The organism is Veillonella parvula (genome assembly GCF_032577575.1).
Lineage (GTDB): Bacteria > Bacillota > Negativicutes > Veillonellales > Veillonellaceae > Veillonella.
This window is the reverse complement of record NZ_JAWFVO010000002.1, coordinates 230,292-245,567: the sequence shown is the minus strand read 5'-3', so window position 1 is coordinate 245,567 and position 15,276 is coordinate 230,292. Positions and strand designations below refer to the sequence as shown.

15 protein-coding genes are annotated in these 15,276 nt (G+C 37.6%); 9 read left to right on the top strand and 6 right to left on the bottom strand.

The window, feature by feature from the left end; all coding sequences use genetic code 11:
- Window positions 1-118: 118 nt before the first annotated feature.
- A complete protein-coding gene (locus E7K77_RS05085) occupies window positions 119-1,003 on the top strand; it encodes a LysR family transcriptional regulator (RefSeq protein WP_325306376.1) in 885 nt (294 codons plus the stop codon).
- Window positions 1,004-1,142: 139 nt separating this feature from the next.
- On the opposite strand, the gene E7K77_RS05080 is transcribed toward E7K77_RS05085, so the two are convergent.
- Window positions 1,143-1,757 carry a LysE/ArgO family amino acid transporter gene (locus E7K77_RS05080; protein WP_155086322.1) on the bottom strand — a complete coding sequence of 205 codons (615 nt, stop codon included), beginning with the start codon at window positions 1,755-1,757 and terminating at the stop codon, window positions 1,143-1,145.
- Window positions 1,758-1,892: 135 nt separating this feature from the next.
- On the bottom strand, window positions 1,893-2,933 hold the full coding sequence (locus E7K77_RS05075; RefSeq protein WP_101928711.1) for a YeiH family protein: 1,041 nt from the start codon (window positions 2,931-2,933) through the stop codon (window positions 1,893-1,895).
- 348 nt (window positions 2,934-3,281) lie between these two features.
- On the opposite strand from E7K77_RS05075, the gene E7K77_RS05070 reads away from it, so the two are divergent.
- From E7K77_RS05070 to E7K77_RS05055, 4 genes are all read left to right on the top strand, one after another.
- Window positions 3,282-3,827, top strand: a complete 546-nt coding sequence (locus tag E7K77_RS05070; protein WP_316597908.1) for a beta-class carbonic anhydrase — start codon at window positions 3,282-3,284, stop codon at window positions 3,825-3,827.
- A 546-nt stretch (window positions 3,828-4,373) separates the two neighbouring features.
- Window positions 4,374-5,126, top strand: coding sequence for a dethiobiotin synthase (gene bioD, locus E7K77_RS05065; protein ID WP_325306375.1), 753 nt, complete (start codon window positions 4,374-4,376; stop codon window positions 5,124-5,126).
- Window positions 5,127-5,310: 184 nt separating this feature from the next.
- A complete protein-coding gene (gene bioA / locus E7K77_RS05060) occupies window positions 5,311-6,699 on the top strand; it encodes an adenosylmethionine--8-amino-7-oxononanoate transaminase (protein WP_325306374.1) in 1,389 nt (462 codons plus the stop codon).
- A gap of 188 nt (window positions 6,700-6,887) precedes the next feature.
- Window positions 6,888-8,228, top strand: a complete 1,341-nt coding sequence (locus E7K77_RS05055; RefSeq protein WP_325306373.1) for an anaerobic C4-dicarboxylate transporter — start codon at window positions 6,888-6,890, stop codon at window positions 8,226-8,228.
- A gap of 105 nt (window positions 8,229-8,333) precedes the next feature.
- Here E7K77_RS05055 and E7K77_RS05050 read toward each other — a convergent pair whose 3' ends face one another.
- The 3 genes from E7K77_RS05050 to E7K77_RS05040 form a co-directional block, all read right to left on the bottom strand.
- Entirely contained in the window at window positions 8,334-8,741 is a 408-nt protein-coding gene (locus tag E7K77_RS05050) for a Fur family transcriptional regulator (protein ID WP_004697835.1), read from the bottom strand.
- A 209-nt stretch (window positions 8,742-8,950) separates the two neighbouring features.
- A complete protein-coding gene (locus E7K77_RS05045) occupies window positions 8,951-9,769 on the bottom strand; it encodes a metal ABC transporter permease (RefSeq protein ID WP_325306372.1) in 819 nt (272 codons plus the stop codon).
- Window positions 9,762-10,523: a metal ABC transporter ATP-binding protein gene (locus E7K77_RS05040; RefSeq protein WP_287533341.1), complete on the bottom strand. Its 762-nt coding sequence runs from the start codon at window positions 10,521-10,523 to the stop codon at window positions 9,762-9,764. Before E7K77_RS05040 ends, E7K77_RS05045 begins: the two co-directional genes overlap by 8 nt.
- A gap of 147 nt (window positions 10,524-10,670) precedes the next feature.
- Here E7K77_RS05040 and E7K77_RS05035 point away from each other — a divergent pair, with 147 nt between their 5' ends.
- The 4 genes from E7K77_RS05035 (at window position 10,671) to E7K77_RS05020 (ending at window position 14,293) form a co-directional block, all read left to right on the top strand.
- Window positions 10,671-11,585 carry a metal ABC transporter substrate-binding protein gene (locus E7K77_RS05035; RefSeq protein ID WP_012863825.1) on the top strand — a complete coding sequence of 305 codons (915 nt, stop codon included), beginning with the start codon at window positions 10,671-10,673 and terminating at the stop codon, window positions 11,583-11,585.
- Between the two features lie 351 nt (window positions 11,586-11,936).
- Window positions 11,937-12,608: a hypothetical protein gene (locus tag E7K77_RS05030; protein WP_021147682.1), complete on the top strand. Its 672-nt coding sequence runs from the start codon at window positions 11,937-11,939 to the stop codon at window positions 12,606-12,608.
- Window positions 12,609-12,907: 299 nt separating this feature from the next.
- Window positions 12,908-13,591, top strand: a complete 684-nt coding sequence (locus tag E7K77_RS05025) for a hypothetical protein (RefSeq protein ID WP_021147683.1) — start codon at window positions 12,908-12,910, stop codon at window positions 13,589-13,591.
- Window positions 13,592-13,663: 72 nt separating this feature from the next.
- Complete coding sequence (locus tag E7K77_RS05020; RefSeq protein WP_024061725.1) at window positions 13,664-14,293, top strand: hypothetical protein; 630 nt, start codon at window positions 13,664-13,666, stop codon at window positions 14,291-14,293.
- 54 nt (window positions 14,294-14,347) lie between these two features.
- Here E7K77_RS05020 and fliB read toward each other — a convergent pair whose 3' ends face one another.
- Window positions 14,348-15,259: a flagellin lysine-N-methylase gene (gene fliB, locus E7K77_RS05015; protein WP_077708034.1), complete on the bottom strand. Its 912-nt coding sequence runs from the start codon at window positions 15,257-15,259 to the stop codon at window positions 14,348-14,350.
- Window positions 15,260-15,276 lie beyond the last annotated feature (17 nt).

Below are 15,276 nucleotides of genomic sequence, written 5' to 3'. Positions count from 1 at the left end.
ATATGTAGATAATATGTAAAAGTTACGTATGGCAAACTCCAATATGGGGCCGTATGTTGCGAAATGTTTCAAAGATATTGAGCTGTCTAATCTGCAAGAGAGATGAGAGTGCATCGTTATGTTATTAAAACAATTAGAGTATTTTGTGTGTGTAGTAGATAACAACAGTTTTACACAAGCTGCAACAGAGCAATATGTATCTCAATCTGCTATATCTCAGCAAATCAAAGCTCTTGAAACTAGTCTTGGTGTTGAACTAATGGTTCGAGAAAAACGAAGCTTTCATCTAACACCAGCAGGACAATATTTATATCGATCTGGGAAAAAACTATTAGAACGGTTTCATGATATTAAGGTAGAAACGACGCGCATTGGTACAGATGCACGGGTGAGTTTGCGCATTGGCTATTTGAACCGTTATAGTGGGATTGCTATGCAGCAAACTGTGATTCGCATGGCAAAGCGTTATAAAAATTTAGATATTCGTATGTACAGCGGCAGTCATGAAGAGCTATATGGCATGCTCAGCGATCGTCGTGTAGATGTAGTATTTAATGATCAATGGCAAATTTTATCTGATGATTTTGAAAGTCATTTAATTGATAAAGCCACTACATTTATTGAGGTACCACAAGGATATACTAATGAAGACTGTGTAGAACTAAAGCATATCGATGATTTACCACTTATTTTATTGTGTCGTGGGAAATATACCTTGTCTGAAGAAGAACACTATCGCAAAGCCATAGGTTATAATGGCGCCTTCGCTTATGCTCGTACGTTAGAAGAAGCACGATACTTGGTTGCAGGGCAGCAAGGGCTATTACTATTAGATTGTTTTAAATATTTAACAGATCCTATGCCAGGTATCGAACGTAAGGTATTGATGAATCATGGTAAACCTATGGAACGCCAGTACTATTTTATATCTCAACGAAATCAAAATAATTCATATATTGTAGCACTCAGAGATATGTTCCAGCAGGTACTTGAAAAATTATAAATGAGATTATAAATGAAAAAGCCGTTAGCAATTTGCTAACGACTTTTTTCTTTTTCTGTACATCGTCTATTTGTATTTTCCTTATATAGTTATGATAGTATTAGAAATTTAAATTTTTCTTGTATCTATGAGTATAGCCTTACAAAAAGTCTTTTAACATCATGAGGCCATCAATACATAGCTTGATACCGTAAATGACGAGAACCGAACCACAGAAACGGTTAATCCATGCCATATGAGTAATCTTAATTTTTTTAGCTAGAAGATGCATTGTGGTAGCTAGAGATCCAAACCAAATAGGTGTCATTACCAAGAAACCAGAGAAGAAGTGGTAGATGCTTTCTTTGGGAATATTAGCCTGAAAAGCACCGAGCATCATTGTCGCATCTAGAATGGCTTGTGGATTGCCCCATGATACAGCGATGGCTGAGACGATAATTTTCCTAATTGGAATATGCGTGTCTACGTTGCGCATGTCTGGTTGAGTTTTAAATATATTAAAACCCATATATACAATGAGGAGTCCCCCAAAGATGAGAACTATGAGTTTTGTGAGAGGCCACATTTCAAGAACGGTACCAATACCATAGAAGGCGGCAGCACTTAAACTCATGTCAAAAAACGCTAGTATGATCAGCGTCAATATAATACGGCGAACAGGTTGCACCAAGGCCGTATTAATAATGAAGAGGTTTTGCATGCCAACAGGGGCAAACGTAGCGAGGCCGACAAGAAGTCCTTGTAAGAAGTACATATTAACCCTCCTGACTATGGTATGATAAAGTACTAATAAGGTGAATAGTAGCACGAAACCCCTCCATTACTGGAGGGGTCCTTACTATTCTATTCATATATAATTATAACATAATATACCATATATGTATATTTTCTACCATAAACCTATCATATGTTGTGCCATAAGGCTTACAGCGGAGATAGCAACCCAGCAACATGCACCTAAGGCAAGGGCAGAGCCGCCGGATTTTAATAATTTTACAATATTTGTATTAAGGCCAATTGCTACCATGGCCATTGTAATAAAGTATTTGGAAATTGTTTTGAAGATACTCAAGAATTGAATATCTACATTAGCATAGGATAATGCTGTTGTGATAAGGGAGCAAAGTACAAAGTATAAGACAAATCTTGGAAAAATCTTAGCAATACTAACATTTGCGCCATCTGTTTGAGACGCATTTTTCTTAGCCTTGTAAACTTGATAACTAGCAAGACCTAAGCATATAGGAATGATAGCTAGGGTACGTGTTAGCTTTACGATAGTAGCATATTCCAGAACTTGTGTGCCAGTACCTTTCATACTATCCCATACAGCAGCTGTTGCTGTTACAGAAGAAGTATCGTTAACTGCAGTACCAGCGAACAATCCAAAGCCCATGTTAGAGAGTCCAATGGCGTCACCTAATTGAGGAAATACGAAGGCGGCTACTACATTGAAGAAGAATACAACAGAGATTGCTTGTGCAATATCATGATCCTCAGCTTTAATAACTGGTGCCGCCGCAGCAATAGCGGAACCACCACAAATTGATGAACCGACACCGATGAGGACTGCTGCGTTAGAGTCAATATGGGTTAATCGATAAATAACATAGGATACGATTAATGATGTAGCGATGGTAGAAATGATGACAGGTAAAGAAATCCAACCTACATGTAGAATCTGTGTAATGTTAAGACCAAAGCCCAACAAAATAACGGCCCATTGTAAAATCTTTTTTGATGTAAACCCAATGCCAGCACCTGTTTTTTCCCGTTTCCATGATGTGAAGATAGAACCGATAATTATACCTAAAATAATGGCAAAGATTGGACTACCTACTAGATGAAATTGCTGTCCTAGCAACCAACAAGGAATAGCGAGAATGGCACAGAGTAAAATGCCTGGCAACGTTTTTTGATTGATACCCATTATAAAACCTCCTTACTGTACATACAGTTCACGTCATATGTGGTATCATGTGGCGTTTGCTTTCTATAGTGTTAATAGTACCATAGGAAGGGTTTTTAAATCTACCACATATATAAGAATTATACAGAATATTCATTTCTTATGAATGTAAAAATATTGAGGACTATGAAGATAAATATTGATTATGAGTATAGAATTATTACTTGAGTAATGAACTTTGTGTGGTTTGGATAGGCTGTAAAAATTATTTATAAGTGATAAATTTAACTTGTTTTATGATGAATAAGGTGTATATAATGAATAGAATCTATTTCAGGTGGAAATAGAGTATATAAAGTGAGGATCCTTATGATTGACATTGCAAAAATAATTGAAACCAATAAAGACTATGTAAAACATCATCCTGAGTTACCAAAGGCTGGATTAACAAGTCATCCTACAAAAAAGTTAGGTATTGTAACCTGTATGGATACCCGTTTAGTAGGTATGCTAGAAGAAGCACTAGGCTTTCATCGAGGAGAGATAATTGTCATTAAAACTGCAGGCAATAGTGTAACACAACCTATCGATAACATCGTGCAAAGTCTGCTCGTTGCTACCTATGGTATGGAAATTGAAGATGTGCTAATCATCGGTCATGAAAACTGCGGTATGATCGACTTTTCTGCTACTACATTTATGGAATCTATGAAAGCGAAAGGTATTAGTGAAGATGCTATTCGCATGATCGAACCAGGCCTTATCGACTGGATGGATAGATTTCATATTTCTGAAGACAATGTAATTTATACAGTTAACTTCCTACGCCACCATCCACTATTTCCAAAAGGAATGGGCTTCTATGGAGGTATGATGGATCCTGATACAGGCGAATTCCGTTATATTGAGATTTAGTGGTGGCCTTGATGGAGCCCCGTTAGATAACTACATTTAGGTAAAAAAGAGTGATGACTAACCTCTACGCTCCAAAGCGAGCTAAGTCGCTAATCGGTTAGTCATCACTCTTTTTATAACTGTATTTGTGAACTCGTCCCATCGAGTCTATTCATAAATCGATAAAACAAAATTCACTGTATCAAATGAGTAAGGGACGAAAAAGTTATCGTTCTTTTCCCATATAGCCAACCTATTATTATCGTATTCAAAGTAGCGGTCTGTGACTCTATGGGACTAATACTGCGATAATGTTATAAAAAGCTGTGTTCCTAAGCGAAGTGCGACTTAGTTTACTATGGAGCGCGGAGGTTAGGGACACAGCTTTTTAGCTAAAATGTAGTGATGTATTAGGGCCCCATAGAGTCACAGCATCGTAAACTTGAACAGTAATAATAGGTTGACTATATATTCCTTTTCGCTGTATATTGTAATTAGATTGTAAACTTAATCACATAAATTAGTTAACCTATGCGACAGTAAGTATTCGCTTGAGAGGAGCTTTGTATGAAGCAGTTAGGTATTTCTATAATTGGTACAGATACAGATGTAGGTAAGACGTTTGTGACCGGGTTATTGGGGGCGATGGCTGTAGACGATGGCTTTGCTGTTGGGATGGTGAAACCTGTGTCTTCTAGTGCAGTGCCTTTCCCTGAATGTGTGACGATGGATGAGGATAATTATAATATCGGTCTTGAGAGTAAAGATGCGACACATTTGATGCGCTCGGCAGGTATTCCTGAAGCTCGTCGTCATGAAGTGAATCCTTATGCTATTGCCGGTGATTTTTCTCCCCGCCTTGCAGCGGAATTGGCTGGTATCGAGATTGACTATGATGGCCTTGTAGAACATACATTAGATGTAGTGAGTCGCTATGACATAACCTTTGTAGAAGGTGCTGGCGGTATTACGACCCCTCTCTATGGAGATAAAACTTTCACGGATTTTATGAAAGATATCAAATTACCAGCTATTGTTGTAGCAGATGGTCGTCTTGGATCAATTAATCGTGCTGTTTTGACTTGCGAATATGCTAAATTGCATGGTATCGAGGTGAAAGCTATTATCGTAAATGATACGACAGCTGTAGATTTGTTCTTGTTGAAAACAAATGTGGCAGATATGGAGCGTTACACAGGTGTTCCTGTAGTAGCTGTAGTACCGCCATACCAAGGCCCGGATATTCACAAGGTTCAACTTGGATGGGCTCGCTCTTTTATTGATTCTAAGGAATTATGGAACATCGTCTTAGGGCTATAAAGCTTAGATTGAATAATTCGTTATTTATTAGTGGTAGAAACTTAGCATAAATTATATACATCAATTTAGCGTAGTTAGATATGTATAGTTATATAACTTACATTATATATAGCAATTTAACTTACATTAATTATAGTCATAGAGAGTTATAGTTTGTAAAACTTAGTAAGTATGAGGTGACGAAATGGCAGAGAAACAGCTTTCACAAGCAGCACAATGGGACCACGAGTTTGTATGGCATCCATTTACACAAATGCAAGATTGGCTAGCACAAGAGCCAGTAGTAATTGAACGCGGTGAGGGGGTATATCTCATCGATGAGAACGGTAAAAAGTATTACGATGGCGTATCTTCGTTGTGGGTTAATATTCATGGTCACAACCATCCTGTATTGAACCAAGCATTGAAGGATCAAACCGATAAAATTGCGCATAGCACATTATTAGGTCTCGTAAGTCCTCCGTCTGCACAATTGTGTAAAGAACTTGTAGAGCTTGCTCCAAAAGGCCTCGATAAAGTATTTTTGTCCGATGATGGCAGTACAGCTATCGAAGTGGCTATTAAAATGGCATATCAATATCGTCAGCAAGTGGGCCAAACTAAGAAAACTAAGTTTATCGCCCTCAATGCAGGCTATCATGGGGATACATTAGGCACGGTATCCGTAGGTGGTATTCAATTATTTCACCAAGTATTTCATAATCTATTATTTAAACCATTAACATTGCCAAGCCCTGGTGTGTATAGAGATTTGGCAGATCGAGATAAAGCTTTTGAAGAGTCGTTGACTGAATTGGAACGTATCCTTAACGAAGAAGGTGATGAAATTACAGCTCTTGTTATGGAACCATTGGTGCAAGCAGCAGCGGGTATGCTCGTAATGCCTCACGGCTATTTGAAACGTGTTCGTGAGTTAACAGAACAACACGATGTATTCCTCATCGTCGACGAAGTGGCTACAGGCTTTGGTCGGACTGGTAAATTCTTTGCCTGCGAGCATGAAGGCGTATCTCCAGATTTTATGACCTTATCCAAAGGCATCACTGGTGGGTACCTTCCATTAGCAGCAACATTGACTACAAAACGCGTATTCGATGCATTCCTCGGCACTTTTGAAGAAAAGAAAACCTTCTATCATGGTCACTCTTATACCGGTAATGCCTTGGCCTGTGCCGTTGCGTTGGCTTCTTTGAAAGTATTCCGTGATGAAAAGGTAATTGAACAATTGCCTGCTAAAGTAGAAGCTTTCACAAAGGCTTTAGAACCTATTAAGTCATTGAAGCATGTTAAAGAGGTTCGTCAGCGAGGCCTCATCGTAGGTATTGAACTTGAAAAAAATGTGGCAACTCACGAAGCGTATCGCCCAAATGATGCGGTCGGTGCTAAGGTGGCAATCCTCGCCCGTGAGCAAGGGCTTATCTGTCGTCCTATCGGTGACGTGGTTATTCTCATGCCTCCATTGGCATCCACTGTGGAACAATTAGAGGATATGGTTCATATTGTGGGTGAAAGTATCCAACGTGCAACTGAGGAAGAGGGGATACTTGAAGATATGCGCCCAATTATTTTATAATGCTAAATTAATTATTGGAAAGCTACACCTATTGTCTTTTGTTAGTAGTTTAAGGCAATGGGGTGTAGTTTTTTTGGTATAGCATATCGAAATTTCGTCATATTTTAAACTATAGACTATACATTGCCAAAATTCGATGATTATTTAGCATATCTATGATACTATATATGTATAAAGGAGGTCATCGTATGGACATTTATGTAATTATGCAAGTTATTATTTTATTTGGTGCCATCTTCCTCGGTGTTCGCCTAGGTGGCATGGGCATCGGTTACGCTGGCGGCCTTGGGGTTGTGTTGTTAAGCCTTGGTATGGGGATGTTTCCGGGACAGATTCCATGGGATGTAATTCTGATTATCATGTCTGCTATCGCAGCCATCTGTGCTTTACAGTTAGCCGGCGGTCTTGATTATTTAGTGCGCATTGCTGAAAGTATTTTGCGTAAAAATCCTAAGCATATCAACTACTTAGCACCAACTGTTACGTATTTCTTAACTATTTTAGCGGGTACTGGTCATACAGCATTCTCTATGATTCCAGTAATCGTAGAGGTGGCGAAAAGTGAAAACATTAAGCCATCTGTGCCATTATCCATCGCCGTTGTAGCAAGCCAAATTGGTATCACAGCGAGTCCTGTATCGGCAGCAGTAGTTGCTATGAGTGGATTCATTGAACCATATGGTGTTAACTATCCTACATTGCTTGCCATCTGTATTTCCACAACATTCGTAGGGGTTATGATTACGGCATTTATCATGTCTACCTTTGCGAATAATGATTTATCTTCTGATCCAGTATATCAAGAACGTTTGGCGGCAGGTCACGTGACGCCACCTCGTGAAAAAAGCACTGATTTCCATTTAAAACCAGGCGCAAAAACTTCTGTATTAATCTTCTTGATTGGTATCATTTGTATCGTATTCTACGCAACAGCAATTTCCAAAAATATTGGTATTATTAAACCAGTTATTTTTGGTCGAAACGATGCTATCATCGGATTTATGATGATTATTGCGGCTGCTATAACATTCTTCTGTAAGCTTGATACAGCAGAACTTGTTAATACAAGTACATTCAAATCTGGCTTATCTGCTTGTGTTTGCGTACTAGGTGTAGCATGGTTGGGCGATACCTTTGTAAAAGGTCATATTCCTGAAATTAAAGCACTCGCTTCTAGCATGGTAACAGCATATCCGTTCCTATTGGCGGTAGCCTTCTTCTTTGCAAGTACATTGTTGTATAGCCAAGCGGCAACTACACAAGCTTTGGTACCAGCTGTAATTCTAGCTCTCGGTATTACACCAGAGAACACAGGATCTGTTTATATTATTATCGCATCCTTCGCAGCTGTATCTGCACTCTTCGTATTGCCTACATATCCAACACTTTTGGGGGCTGTACAAATGGACGATACGGGCTCTACGCGAATCGGTAAGCTTGTATTTAACCATCCGTTCTTCATTCCAGGCGTACTTGCCATCGCCATTTCTGTAGCCCTCGGTTTCGTAGTGGCTCCGTTGATGCTGTAATTGGTGAAAGCTAAATAAGGTTAATACAAAATATATTTTAAAACTAAAAAGGACGTAACTATCAGTTGCGTCCTTTTTGTTGTTTAAACATTAGTTGTCTATTTTCTACTTCTTGTTTTTGCACTTCTTACAAATCCCTGCGATCTCAAGGTGATGTTCCGTTACAGTAAATCCTGCATCGTTAAGTTCTTGTGGCATTTCTACGACGGGACAGGTATGGAGCGGTATCATGGCACCACAGCTCGTACATACAGCATAGTGTCGATGTGTATGAGGGGTAATTTCATAATATGCCATCTCACTACCCATGAGCGTGGTACGTGTAACGATACCCTTAGTTTCTAATAGTTCAAGTGTACGGTAGATAGTAGACATCCAAGTAGTGCTACCGTCACCTAAGCGTTCTGCGATTTCAAGGGCTGTAATAGGTTTATCTGTAGTTGTTAATACAGACCAAATGGCTTCGCGCTGTTTGGTCTTTTTTATGCCTTCCGGCCAAGCTGTTGTATTCATAACTCTTTTTCGATTCTGTTTTAATACTAAAACTGTTATACACTTGTATAGTTAGATGATTTATATGGCTAATAATATATCAAATATACTATCGGATTTAGTTAGCTGTATTTTTTTATTTAACTAATTATATTATTCAACTCTAACTAGCTATATTATTCTAACTAGCTATGTTGTTTATATCTAAACATATTAATGATTGTTTTAGTTTATTTGCTAAACTGCATGCGTCGTATGATAGCTCGAATATTCTTAATGACTAATACTACTAGTAAAATACCTACCGATGTTAGAGACACGAAGCCACCAGGAGCTACGTTAAGGATGTAGGATCCAAAGAGTCCAATGATCATAGCGAGCAAGCTAAATCCAATGGAGCATAATAAAGTTATTTTAAATCCTTTTTCTAATTGTAATGCAGATGCTACAGGTAACGCAATCATGGCACTCAATACGAGGACACCAACAATTTTAATAGAAATTGATACGGCCGCAGCCATTAAGATGGCAAAGATATAGTTAATAAAATCTACCTTAACACCTGCTACACGAGCGGCCTCTTCATCATAGGCGATGTAAAGAAGTGAGTTGTATAGGAAATATAAGGTGAGTACAGATAAGATTGTAAGCATAGCAATACTAATCATATCAGTTGCGTTTACCGTTAGGATGCTACCAAAGAAGAATACATTTGCATTAGCCTTTAGTTTGCCTGAGCTAATAAGCGTAATAGCTGTACCAATGCTGAGGGATAAGATTATAGTAAGAATCAAATCGAGATGGTGTGAAAAATATTTTCGCAAGAACTCGATGAGTGCACCGCAGATAGCAGTAAAGATAAAAGCCCCTAAAATTGGATTAGTATTTGTCAATAAACCTAGCGTAATACCTGCTAGAGATGCATGACTCATGGTATCCCCAATCATACTGGAACGGCGTAGCACCATGAAGATACCAATACATGGACATAAAAGAGAAATACAAATCGCTACGAAGAAGGCATTTTGCATGAAATCATAATTAAACATGGTGCACCTCCTCAATTGTGGTATCATCGGCCTGAGCCTGAGACTCTGTTGTTACATCTGTGAAACAGGAGCAGTTTTCGTGATCTATTGGATTGCGACCTGTACTGTGCATGATTTCACTAGCATATTGCTCAGGGGAGCAAAGGTGACCTTGACCATTTGCAATATGGTAGATATTAGTTGAGTTAGCTAAGGCCATTTCGATATTGTGCTCAACAGAGATAATCGTAATATGGTGCTCTTGGTTCAAATTGCGAAGTAGAGCATAGATGCCCTCTTGGCTTTTTCTGTCGATACCCGTTGAAGGCTCATCGAGAATGATAAGATCTGGCTTACCGATGAGGGCACGGGCGATAGATACACGCTGAGCTTGTCCACCTGAAAGTTTACTAATGAGACGGTCTTTAAATTCCGTCATATGGGTAAGCTCTAATACGCGATTGACTTCCTGCTTATCCTTAATCTTTAAAAGTTTTCGGTAGGAATCGAGGATTTCTTTTACCGTAATAGGAAAGCCTGCGTGAGAGAAGTCATTTTTTTGAGACACATACCGAATATTATTGGTGCTTCGCTTGATAGAACCTTTTACCGGTGTAAGGAATCCTAAAATGAGGCGGAGCAAGGTACTTTTACCACACCCATTATCCCCAACGATGGATATATAATCACCACTGTGAATATGTAAATTAAGGTCGTTTAGCACATAAGGCGGTTGACCTTGATAGGAAAAATAAAGATGTTCTATTGATAACATATGAAAACCACATTTCTGATTGACAAAATTCTAAGTAAGTTTATACTATAACTATATTACAAATGCAACTGAGTCGCAACTGCAACTAAAGAATGGAGTGTATTCTGTATAGGCATAGCGATCAGGATTTTACAAAGGAGGACTACGATGATCAAGAAACTGATTTTGTTAGTTGTAGGTATTATGATGGCTGCTTTATTTGCAGGTTGTGGCAATGATGCACCGAATGCACAGAAGGAACAAGCAGGTAAAAAAATCCAAGTGGTAACAAGTTTTAATGCAATGGCTGAGTTTACAAAGGCTATTGGTGGTGACAAGGTAGAGGTATCTACTATTATACCAGATGGCGTAGAACCACATGATTTCGAGTTGAAGCCTGAAAATATGAAACAATTGGCAACAGCTCAAGTGTTTGTGTATAACGGTTTTGGTATGGAGCCTTGGGCAAAACAAGCTATCGAAGCAGCTAAGAATGATAAACTCGTATCTGTTGTAGCTACTGAAGGCGTTGAAGCTATTAAAAATACTGATCCAGAAGAAATTAAAGAACATGGTGCAGAAGATCCTCATGCATGGTTATCTTTGAAAAATGCTAAAATTGAAGTGAAAAATATCAAGGATGCCCTTGTAAAAGTTGATCCAGCAAACAAGGATTATTATGAAAAGAATTATACTGAATACATTGCTAAATTAGATGCAATGATTAAAAAATATGAAGAGCAATTCGCCAAAGCTCCTCATAAAAACTTTGTTACAGGCCATGCAGCGTTTGCGTACCTATGCCGTGACTTTGGTTTAGAACAAAATAGTGTGGAAGATGTATTTGCTGAAGGCGAACCTAATGCAGCACAATTGGCTAAACTCATCGAATACGCTAAAGAAAACCATATTACTACTATCTTTGCAGAAGAAATGGCTAGCCCAGAAGTATCCAAAACTTTGGCACAAGAAGTAGGGGCCAAGGTAGAAACTATTTACACTATCGAAAGTAACGAAGACAATAAAACATACTTAGAACGTATGGATGAAAACCTTACAAAAATTGCAGCATCTTTGCAATAAGATAAACGAAAAGGCGGCCCCTAGTGGGGCTGCTTTTTTGCGTTATAATAGGTTAGAATAATGTCTTAAAATTTGAATTATATAGTATAATATATTAATAGATGAAATAAAAAGGAAACCTAATATGGTTATCATTAATAAATCAGGGGTTGCTGATGAAAGGGCTTGACCATAGTTATTATTTTGAAGGGGCAAGTTACCTATAAGCAATTTGGTCTAAATCTTTGGATAACGGGAATTTCTTTTTACATAATATCCTTCATCTTTGGTGTGGGAGGTATAATGTTGTCCATGACGGTTTAAATATAGTTTGTGTTACAATTAAAGAAATATAGGTGTTTTGGAGGTTTTATGGAAACAAAATGGTATTCAGATATTTGGCAACTTGTGGTAGCTCCCTTTAAACGCGGTATTCCACAGATTGTAGAGCATGGATCTTGTCGAAAAGGGTTCTATGCTACAGTAGCTTTGGCATTGGTGGCATTCGTATTTTCAAATATTCTACCTACTTTTTTGAGTATGATATTTGTGGATAAACTTAGTGTTGCACTTACTGGTGCGGCGGCTCTTTCTGGGGCCGGTATATTAGGCCTAGCGGTTGGCTTGCTATTTGCTTTTATTGGTATTGCTATTTATTCTGCGATTTTCTCTTGGGTCGCCAATAAATTTGATGCCCATACTACATATGAGTCTGTGTTAAAAATCATGTGGTACGAACAAGCTTATAATCAGATTATGGGCTTAGTATATTTCATTGGCTTCCTATTACTATCATTGCCATTTTTGCTGCTACTAGGCTCTCATCCTGATTCTACAGTAGGTAGTATTGTATGGATAACTATTATTATATTCGCAACGATAGCTTTTGCAGTCTATACATTCTGGGTATGCTTAACATTATTGAGTCGCCAAATTAATAAATCCCATTTAGCAACTTTTGGCATTTCTATTATTACGAGTTTAATTCCTGTAATCATTTTAGGTATCTTGATTGGTATGGTAGTACTTGCTAGTTCCAGATAATTACATAACATGAAAAATATGAAAGGGGCTGTAATAAAACAGCCCTTTTCTACTAAAAAGCTATTAGCTGATTATATATAATCTTCTAATAGCTTTTCTCTGTATTTTATAAGGAAAAAGGCTTGAAAGACCCATTACATTGGGATAATTAAAGTATGAAAAGATATGTGTTTTGTGCTATAATGATGAACGGAAAATGAAAAGGGACTATTTTTTATAGTTCCTTATTGTGTGTTGTATGTTATAGTATTCAAACTTAAATGTTGTGTATGTATATTGTGTAAAAGGTGGTGATACCTATGATGGTGGGTTTAATGCAGTTTATCTATCGTTTATTAAACCCTATTGAAGAGAATAATCCTCGTATGTATCACTTTGATATTGCCTATGGGCAACTCATAGGAATGCTGCTATTAACACTCATATGTTATCAATTTACTATTGTAGGTGAAGGCGTATATTTAGATGCTATACGTGCGTTTATACGCAATTCTTCGTTATTAGTAAGGTGGGAATCGCTATCTCTTCCAGTAGGTCAACATGAAATACAACTTTTTTTGGAACAGATGGGTAGTCCTAGAGAATTTTGGAATATGGGTCGCTTTGCATGGGTAATCGGAAAAGTTATTTTCATGGCATGTATCATTATAGTTTATGCGGTTGCTCAACAGCGTAAATTTTATGTTCGAACTGTTACAACCGGTATTTTGCATATCATGTCATTTGCTCAACTTGTTGTGGCATTGATTACTTTTACAGCAGGGATTATGCTGATTTTAACTTCGGTACCATTAATACTGCAAGCAATCATTGGCTTCTGTATGATTGTGCTATGTGTTTTAAGTACCGTATTATTGTTACAAACTATGGGACGTATTGTGGGAGCATGTATTAATGGGACCCCTTATGAAGGTTTGATTCTAATGTTGATTGCTCTTTTGGTAGCACACGTGTTTGAATGGATTTATATGTTGACTCGATAAAATACATATGATATATCTAGGACGAGACATGGCTCGTCCTTTTTTACTAGTTTTAAACTAAAAGGAGCATTTATGACATGGAATAAGGATATATTGCATTTATTTACCAGGCTTAGCGAACAATCTTTTCAGAATATTATCAATTATGGATCTCATACAAGAGCCATTCTGAATCTAGTCGTATCTACTATTGTATTATATATAATGACCTATAGCTTACCGTTTATGGTGAAAGTTATATCTCCAATGCTCGGAATTAAACGGATTACTGGGTTAACTCATTTTGATGTAATTAGTATTTTAGCAAGTTCTGTATTTTTAATTTTTCAAATTATCATCGGTTCATTTGTTATATGGCGCTTACTTGTTTTATTAGGTGGTCGTGGTACTTATGGTGGGGTATTGCGCAATTATATATATGGATTAGCTTATACAAATGCACTTCGCACGGTTGTCTTAGTATTAATTCATATACTAGGGATTATTTTTTTCTCTTTGTCTCTTCAAAAATATGTAGGGGATATGGCTTATCTTATTACGATGTTCAGCCAGTATTATGCCGTGTTCATTGTAGCCCAATTAATGAGACGTTATGTTGAATTAGGTATCATTAAAACCTATATTGTTATCTTTATTGTGGCATTATTATCTGTCTCTGTATTACCTCAATGGATTCGCTTTGTTCATACTCTCTTCAAATGATGTATTATAATAAGACTTAAAAAAACCGCAAGATAAAATTCTTGCGGTTTTTGTTCACTCTATAATAAGTTGGGCTTCGTAGTGTTGTAATAATAGCGCCACATTATCTTCGTCGTATTCGATTTGTTGTGACCATCTAGCAATTTGTTTTAATGGTTGTCCCTCTAAGGCGCTGGCTATAAGTATATAGTCAGTACCATCCTTTGCATAGGCTAAGATAGATTCCAAGGAATAATCTGATAGCATATCGATTTGGCGATACAATATATATTGGTACACTTTGTTAAATAGGCTCATATCCTCTTGCTGTATATAGGTCTGTACGGATGCGATGAGTTGGTCTAGTTTACTAGATAATGTATTAACTTGTGCTGTCCAATTCTCATCGATGGGTTCCGTTTGTTTATATAGGTCTAATAGTTCTTTGAAAGACTGCTTTGAGGGCTTTGGCGTATATTGGAATAGATTAGGATCTAAATCAAAGGCTAATAATTCAAAAATATTGTGGAGTGTTAATCGCTCCTCAGAGTTGAATTCATTATGGTCATCTTCAATTGTAAAGAGGAGAAAGTCCATCGGTTCTTGTTGGGCTAATAGTTCAACCGATGCTTCACAAGATAATCCAACGCCACATAGTTCTAAGTCTTCAATGTATTTATAAAAGCGTGGATGCATATGACAGGTGTCACAAAGTCCTTCTTCTCCTAATTCAAGAACTACTTTGCATAGACCTTTTTCATTGAGTAAGGGACACATAGGTTGTGCTTTAGAAAAGATAAAATGACTGCCTTCATCATCAACAGTGATGGCTTGGCGTAAGCTTTCACCAAGAGAGCCAGTCATAGCATGGTAACGTTTAGCAGTAGGCTCATCTATATCGATGGTCCACAGCTGACAACATGTATTTTCGCATTGATCGGCCTTGCATTGAAATGCGTGATATATAGTGGGGTAAATTGAAATCATAGTTAGCTCACATGTAG

Coding starts and splice junctions, on each gene's coding strand:
- E7K77_RS05025 (WP_021147683.1), top strand. CDS start 12,908: ATGATGGTGGGTTTAATGCAGTTTATCTATCGTTTATTAAACCCTATT.
- E7K77_RS05070 (WP_316597908.1), top strand. CDS start 3,282: ATGATTGACATTGCAAAAATAATTGAAACCAATAAAGACTATGTAAAA.
- E7K77_RS05045 (WP_325306372.1), bottom strand. CDS start 9,769: ATGTTTAATTATGATTTCATGCAAAATGCCTTCTTCGTAGCGATTTGT.
- E7K77_RS05030 (WP_021147682.1), top strand. CDS start 11,937: ATGGAAACAAAATGGTATTCAGATATTTGGCAACTTGTGGTAGCTCCC.
- E7K77_RS05035 (WP_012863825.1), top strand. CDS start 10,671: ATGATCAAGAAACTGATTTTGTTAGTTGTAGGTATTATGATGGCTGCT.
- bioA (WP_325306374.1), top strand. CDS start 5,311: ATGGCAGAGAAACAGCTTTCACAAGCAGCACAATGGGACCACGAGTTT.
- E7K77_RS05085 (WP_325306376.1), top strand. CDS start 119: ATGTTATTAAAACAATTAGAGTATTTTGTGTGTGTAGTAGATAACAAC.
- E7K77_RS05055 (WP_325306373.1), top strand. CDS start 6,888: ATGGACATTTATGTAATTATGCAAGTTATTATTTTATTTGGTGCCATC.
- E7K77_RS05020 (WP_024061725.1), top strand. CDS start 13,664: ATGACATGGAATAAGGATATATTGCATTTATTTACCAGGCTTAGCGAA.
- E7K77_RS05050 (WP_004697835.1), bottom strand. CDS start 8,741: ATGAATACAACAGCTTGGCCGGAAGGCATAAAAAAGACCAAACAGCGC.
- bioD (WP_325306375.1), top strand. CDS start 4,374: ATGAAGCAGTTAGGTATTTCTATAATTGGTACAGATACAGATGTAGGT.
- E7K77_RS05075 (WP_101928711.1), bottom strand. CDS start 2,933: ATGGGTATCAATCAAAAAACGTTGCCAGGCATTTTACTCTGTGCCATT.
- fliB (WP_077708034.1), bottom strand. CDS start 15,259: ATGATTTCAATTTACCCCACTATATATCACGCATTTCAATGCAAGGCC.
- E7K77_RS05040 (WP_287533341.1), bottom strand. CDS start 10,523: ATGTTATCAATAGAACATCTTTATTTTTCCTATCAAGGTCAACCGCCT.
- E7K77_RS05080 (WP_155086322.1), bottom strand. CDS start 1,757: ATGTACTTCTTACAAGGACTTCTTGTCGGCCTCGCTACGTTTGCCCCT.